General features: G+C 71.4%; 4 protein-coding genes. 2 read left to right on the forward strand and 2 right to left on the reverse strand.

The genetic code is table 11. The annotated features are described in order from the left end of the window. On the reverse strand, positions 1-1784 hold a 1784-nt coding region (locus PROKR_RS08070; protein ID WP_036961715.1), incomplete at its 3' end, for a beta-galactosidase. 108 nt (positions 1785-1892) lie between these two features. On the opposite strand from PROKR_RS08070, the gene PROKR_RS08075 reads away from it, so the two are divergent. Beyond that, positions 1893-3419, forward strand: coding sequence for an alpha-N-arabinofuranosidase (locus tag PROKR_RS08075; protein WP_036961718.1), 1527 nt, complete (start codon positions 1893-1895; stop codon positions 3417-3419). A gap of 72 nt (positions 3420-3491) precedes the next feature. After that, positions 3492-5825, forward strand: a complete 2334-nt coding sequence (locus tag PROKR_RS08080; RefSeq protein WP_036961721.1) for a rhamnogalacturonan lyase — start codon at positions 3492-3494, stop codon at positions 5823-5825. Between the two features lie 34 nt (positions 5826-5859). On the opposite strand, the gene PROKR_RS08085 is transcribed toward PROKR_RS08080, so the two are convergent. Then, positions 5860-6356, reverse strand: a 497-nt coding sequence (locus tag PROKR_RS08085; RefSeq protein WP_036961725.1) for a class I SAM-dependent methyltransferase, incomplete at its 5' end; no start/stop codon positions are given.

Raw genomic sequence — 6356 nt, forward strand, 5'->3', positions numbered from 1 at the left:
CAGGCGTGCCCCGCCCCGACGGCGCGCCGGGTGACCGCGGGGCGGCCGGCGAGCGCGCCGTCCTGGTAGGACGCGACGACCTCGGCGTCGTCGGCGACGTGCGACTTCTCGGTCCAGAGGTCCGCGGTGGCGGCGCCGCCGACGGCTTCGCCGGCGACGTGCACGGTCTCGCCGTCCTGCAGCGGGTAGAACTCCTCGGTGCGCACCCCCAGGAGGTCGCGGAACGCTCCCGGGTAGCCGCCGAGGCGCACGTGGTCGTGCTCGTCGACGATGCCCGAGAAGTAGGTCACCACGACGGACGCGCCCCGCTGCGCGGCGGCGGCGACGTTCCGGGCGTCGGCGTCCGTGACGAGGTAGGTGGTGGGCAGCACCACGAGGTCGTAGCCGTCGAGGTCCGCACCCGGCGGCACCATGTCGGTCGTGACGCCGCGGCGCCACAGCGCGCCGTACCAGGCCTGCACCTGGTCCATGTACCGCAGCGCCTGCGTGGGGTGGGAGTCGAGCTCGGCGCCCCACCACGACGGCCAGTCCACGACCATCGCCGCCCGGGAACGCACGCGCGAACCGCGCACCTCGCCGAGCGCCTGGAGGGCGTCGCCCAGGGCGACGACGTCGCGCCACAGGTCCGTGTCCCGGCCGGCATGCGGGACCATGGCCGAGTGGTACTTCTCGGCGCCGGCCCGGGACTGGCGCCACTGGAAGAACATCACCGAGTCGGCGCCGCGCGCGACGTGCTGCAGCGAGTTGCGCAGGAGCTCCCCGGGCAGCTTGGCGCGGTTGCGGGGCTGCCAGTTGACCGCCGAGGTCGAGTGCTCCATCAGGATCCAGGGGTCGCCGCCCGCGATCCCGCGGGTCAGGTCCGCGGAGAACGCGAGGTCGACGTGCCGCTCCGGGTCGGCCGCGGCCGTGTAGTGGTCGTTGGCCACGACGTCCAGCTCCGGGGCCCAGGAGAAATAGTCCATGCCCTTGGTGTGGCTGGTCGCCATCAGGTTCGTGGTCACCGGCACGTGCGGCGTGATCTGCCGCAGGGTGTCACGCAGGTCGCGGTAGTAGTCGAGCAGCGCGTCCGAGGAGAACCGGTCGAAGTCGAGCTGCTGGGTGGGGTTGGCGTACGTGGGCGCGACGAGCGGGGGGAGGACGTCGTCGAACGAGCCGTAACGCTGCGACCAGAACGCGGTGCCCCACGCCTCGTTGAGCGCGTCGACCGTGGTGTACCGCTCGCGCAGCCACTGGCGGAAGGCGTCGGCGGCGGCGTCGGAGTAGTCGCGGGGGACGTGGCAGCCGATCTCGTTGTTCACGTGCCACAGCGCCAGCGCGGGGTGGTCCCGGTAGCGCTCGGCCATGCGCGTGGTCATCCGCAGCGCGTACTCCCGGTGGACCGGATGGGTGACGGCGTACGACTGCCGCCCGCCCTGGTGCAGCACGGTCCCGTCCGCGAGCCGTGGCAGGATCTCGGGGTGCGCGCGCGTCAGCCACGGTGGCGGTGATGCGGTCGCCGTGGCCAGTGCCACCTGGATGCCCGCGCCGTGCAGGCGGTCCATCGTCGTGTCCAGCCAGGCCCAGTCGAGCTCGCCCTCGCGCGGCTCGATCGTGGCCCAGGCGAAGATCGCCACGCTCAGCAGGTTGACGCCCGCCTCGCGCATGAGCTCGACGTCCTTGAGCCGCACGTCGTCGGTCCACTGCTCCGGGTTGTAGTCACCGCCGAAGCCGAGGCCGGCGAGGCCGGTGTTCCACGGGCGGACCTGAGCGGGATCGAAGGACTCCGGTGTCGTGCGTCGTCGCATGGTGCCCAGTCTGGCATGAATCGATTCATGGCAGTATGTCCCACAACGTGACAGAGCGCGGATCCCGACGTTCCGCCCGACCGCAACGACGCGACGAGAGAGAGCTCCATGGGTACCGATCTGACGGCCGTCATCAATCTCGACCTGCCGGGCGCCACCATCTCGCGGCACGTCTACGGCCACTTCGCCGCGCACCTCGGGAGGTGCATCTACGGCGGCTTCTGGGTGGGGGAGGACTCCGACGTGCCGAACGTGGGCGGCATCCGTTCCGACGTCGTGGCGGCGCTGCGGGCCATCGACATCCCGAACCTGCGCTGGCCCGGCGGGTGCTTCGCCGACGACTACCACTGGCGTGACGGCGTCGGTCCGCGGGACGAGCGGCCACGGATGGTCAACTCCCACTGGGGCGACGTCGTGGAGGACAACTCCTTCGGCACGCAGGAGTTCATGGCGCTGTGCGAGCTGCTGGACGCCGACCCGTACGTGTCCGGGAACGTCGGTTCCGGCTCCGTGCGCGAGATGAGCGAGTGGATCGAGTACCTCACCCGCGGCGACGACTCGCCGATGGCGACGCTGCGCCGTCAGCACGGACGGGACGCCCCGTGGCGGGTGCCGTTCTGGGGCATCGGCAACGAGGCCTGGGGCTGCGGCGGCAACCTGCGCGCCGAGCAGTTCGCCTCGCTCGCGCGGCAGTACGCGACCTACGTGCGTGAGCACGCCGGCAACGACGTGTACCGGATCGCTGCCGGCGCCAACGTGGACGACTACCACTGGACCGAGACCCTGATGCGGTCGTTCGGCCCGCTGGAGGACGGCAAGGGGCATCCGGGCCCGTTCCAGGGCATCTCCCTGCACTACTACACGATGACCGGCCCCTGGTCGGACAAGGGCTCGGCCACCGAGTTCAGCACCGAAGAGTGGTACCGGGCGCTGGCCCGCGCGGCGCACATGGAGCACCTGCTCGACCGGCACGGCGCGGTGATGGACCGGTACGACCCGAAGAGGCGGGTCGGTCTGGTCGTCGACGAGTGGGGCACGTGGTGGAACGTCGAGCCGGGCACCGACCCGGGGTTCCTGTACCAGCAGAACACCCTGCGCGACGCCGTCGTGGCCAGCCGGCACTTCGACGCCTTCCATCGGCACGCCGGCCGGGTGGTCATGGCCAACATCGCCCAGACGGTCAACGTGCTGCAGGCGATGATCCTGACCGACCCGGAGACGGACGCGCTGGTCCTGACGCCGACCTACCACGTGTTCGCGATGAACACGGGGCACCACGACGCCGACGCCCTGGACGTCCACTGGCGCGGCGAGCTGCCGACGACCGCGGTCGACGACGTCGAGCTCGAGACGCTCTCGGCGTCGGCGTCCACCCGTGGTGACACCGCGCTGGTGTCGCTGACGAACCTGGACGTCGAGCAGGACCGGACGATCGTCCTGGACCTGCGCGGCCGCGACCTGCTGGAGCACACCGCCCAGGTGCTGACCGGCCCGACGCTGAGCGCGCACAACACCACGGCGCAGCCGGACGCCGTCGCGCCGGCCCGCCATGACGGCGTCCGACCGCACCCGCGCGGCCTCGAGGTCGACCTGCCCGCGCACTCGTACGTCACGGTCGCGCTGGGCCTGGCCTGACCGCTCTCGCTCGACCCGAACCAGTCCTTCTCCGAGCTGCTCGGAGTGCGATGACGCAGGGAGGAATGAGCTATGCGAACGACCAGAACCACCGTAGGGGCAGTGGCCGTGCTGATGGTGGGCGCGCTCGCCGTCGGGGGCGGCCCGGCAGGGGCGCAGCCCGGCCCAGGGGGCGGCCCCGGCAGCGCCGGGAAGGTACAGCTCGAACATCTCGACCGCGGGCTCGTCGCCGCGAGCACCAGCGAGGGGATCTTCCTCTCCTGGCGCCTGCTCGGTGACGAGGTCACGGGACACACCGAGACCGGGATGGCCGGGCCGGACTTCGCCGTCTACCGCGACGGCAGGCGGGTCGCCACGGTCACGGACTCCACCAGCTACGTCGACGCCGACGGCGCCGCCGCATCCAGGTACGCCGTCGCACCGGTGACGGGGGGCAAGGCCGGCGTCGAGCGGATCGGGAAGCGCAGCGCGCCGGTGAGCGTCTGGTCCGACGGCCACCTCGACGTCCCGCTGAACAAGCCCGCCGACGGCGTGACGCCCGCGGGGGAGAGCTACACCTACTCGGCCAACGACGCGTCGGTGGCCGACCTCGACGGCGACGGCGCGCTGGAGATCGTGCTCAAGTGGGACCCGTCCAACTCGAAGGACGTGTCGCAGAAGGGGTACACGGGCAACGCGTACCTGGACGCCTACGAGCTCGACGGCACCCAGCTGTGGCGCATCGACCTGGGGGTCAACATCCGGGCGGGCGCGCACTACACGCAGTTCCCCGTCTACGACTTCGACGGCGACGGGCAGGCCGAGGTGATGGTGAAGACCGCGCCCGGCACGAAGGTCACGACCTACCGCGGCGGCCGGCCCGCCGGGGAGCGGTACGTGCCGATCTCGCGGGAGGACCGGACGGCAGGCGTCACGAACGGGTCCGACTTCCGCTGGAGCGCGGCGGACTACGCCGACCATCTCGTGGAGCTGTTCCAGGGGTGGACCGACGAGCCCGAGGTCCGCGGCGGGCAGTGGCCGGCGACGCTTGAGGAGGCGTTCGGCATCGCGCCGCGATACGCCTACCCACTGTCGCGGGCCGACGCGCGTGACCTGGTGGACTACTACGTCGACGAGTGGGTGCCCGCCCGGTCGGACCGCAACGACCTGCGCACCTTCGCGGGCTTCGTGCAGACGGGACCGGAGTACCTCACCGTCTTCGACGGCCGCTCCGGCAGGCCGTTGGAGACCGTCGACTACGAGCCCGGGCGCACCGACGACGGTCTGCGCTGGGGCGACTACGAGTGGACGCGGATCGAGCCCGGCAACCGGGTCGACCGGTTCCTCTCAGGCGTCGCCTACCTCGACGGTGAGCACCCGTCGGCGATCTTCGCCCGCGGGTACTACACGCGGGCCGCGATCGTCGCCTACGACTGGGACGGACGGAGCCTGACCACGCGCTGGGTGGCGGACTCCGGGTTCAAGCCGATGAACAACCCGTTCCTGGACAGCGAGAACAAGGGCGTCCGACCCGATCCGGACGACGAGCTCACGCAGCTGTGGGGCCAGGGGTTCCACTCGTTGTCCGCGGCGGACGTCGACGGCGACGGCCGGCACGAGATCGTCTACGGCGCTGCCACGCTCGACGACGACGGCACCCTGCTGTACTCGTCGTCGGACGTGCTGCCCGAAGGGTCGGCGGACCCCGGGGCGGTGAAGAACCTGGGACACGGCGACGCAATGCACGTGACCGACGTCGACCCGTCGCGCCCGGGCCTGGAGATCTGGACCTGTCACGAAGGTGGCGCGGGCGTGCCGTACGGCTCGGTGCTGCGCGACGCCGCCACGGGGGAGGCGCTGTTCGGCGTGTACTCCGGCGTCGACACCGGGCGCGCGCTCCTGGGCGACGTCCGACCGGACGTGCCCGGCCTGGAGGTCTGGCACAGCGCCCGGGCGGGCGACGACCGGCCGCAGGCGGCCGGCCTGCTCGGCGCGACCGGTGAGCGGCTCGAGGAGACGGGGCCGGGCCTCAACCAGAGCATCCGGTGGGCCGGCGACGGCACGACACAGGTCGTGAGCGGCGACCGCGAGCAGACGCCGACCATCGAGGACTGGACCCGGGGCACGGTGCTGACCGCCGATGGCACGCGCACCAACAACTACTGGAAGGGCAACCCGTCGCTCGTCGCCGACATCCTCGGCGACTGGCGCGAGGAACTGGTGACACCCACCGCGGACTCGTCGGCCCTACGCGTCTACACGTCCACCGAGGTGAGCGGGATCAAGATGTACACGCTGCTGCACGACCCGCAGTACCGCGCCGAGGTAGCGCGGCAGCAGACCACCTACAACCAGCCGTCGCACCCGGGGTTCTACCTCGCGTCCGACACCGACTGGTCGCGGGTGCCCGTTCCGTCCATCAAGTAGACCTGGGACTGCCGCCCGCCCCTGCGGGCGGCAGTCAGGTCTTCGTGAGGACGAAGAACAGGAAGCACAGGAACGTGCCCGACTCCCTCTGCGCGAAGATCTCGGGGAACCGTTCGCGGGCACCGGGTCCTGGGGGCGGTTCGCTGATGACGTCGATCCGGAAGCCGGCCGCGGTGAACGCGTCGGTGATCGCGTGCAGCGGCCGATCCCAGAAGGTCATCAGGTGCTTGGTGCCACCGAGCTCCCACCACTGGGAGGTGGAGCGGGTCGCGAAGTAGTCGGTTCCGGGCGGTGCCGTCAGATGGCTGACGAAGGGGTGGTGGACCGACCCGATGAGGCGGCCGCCGGGTTTCAGCACGCGCCGCAGTTCTGCCAGCGCCGTCGTCCAGTCCTCCAGGTAGTGCAGGACCAGGGAAGCGACGACGTCGTCGAACCCGGCATCGGCGAAGGGCAACGGGCCGCCCAGCTCAGCACGTTCCAGCACGACGCCGTCGCCGAGCCGCTGCCGGGCCAGCGCCAGCATCCCGGCGC

This window comes from Promicromonospora kroppenstedtii DSM 19349, from assembly GCF_000515355.1.
Classification (GTDB): domain Bacteria; phylum Actinomycetota; class Actinomycetes; order Actinomycetales; family Cellulomonadaceae; genus Promicromonospora; species Promicromonospora kroppenstedtii.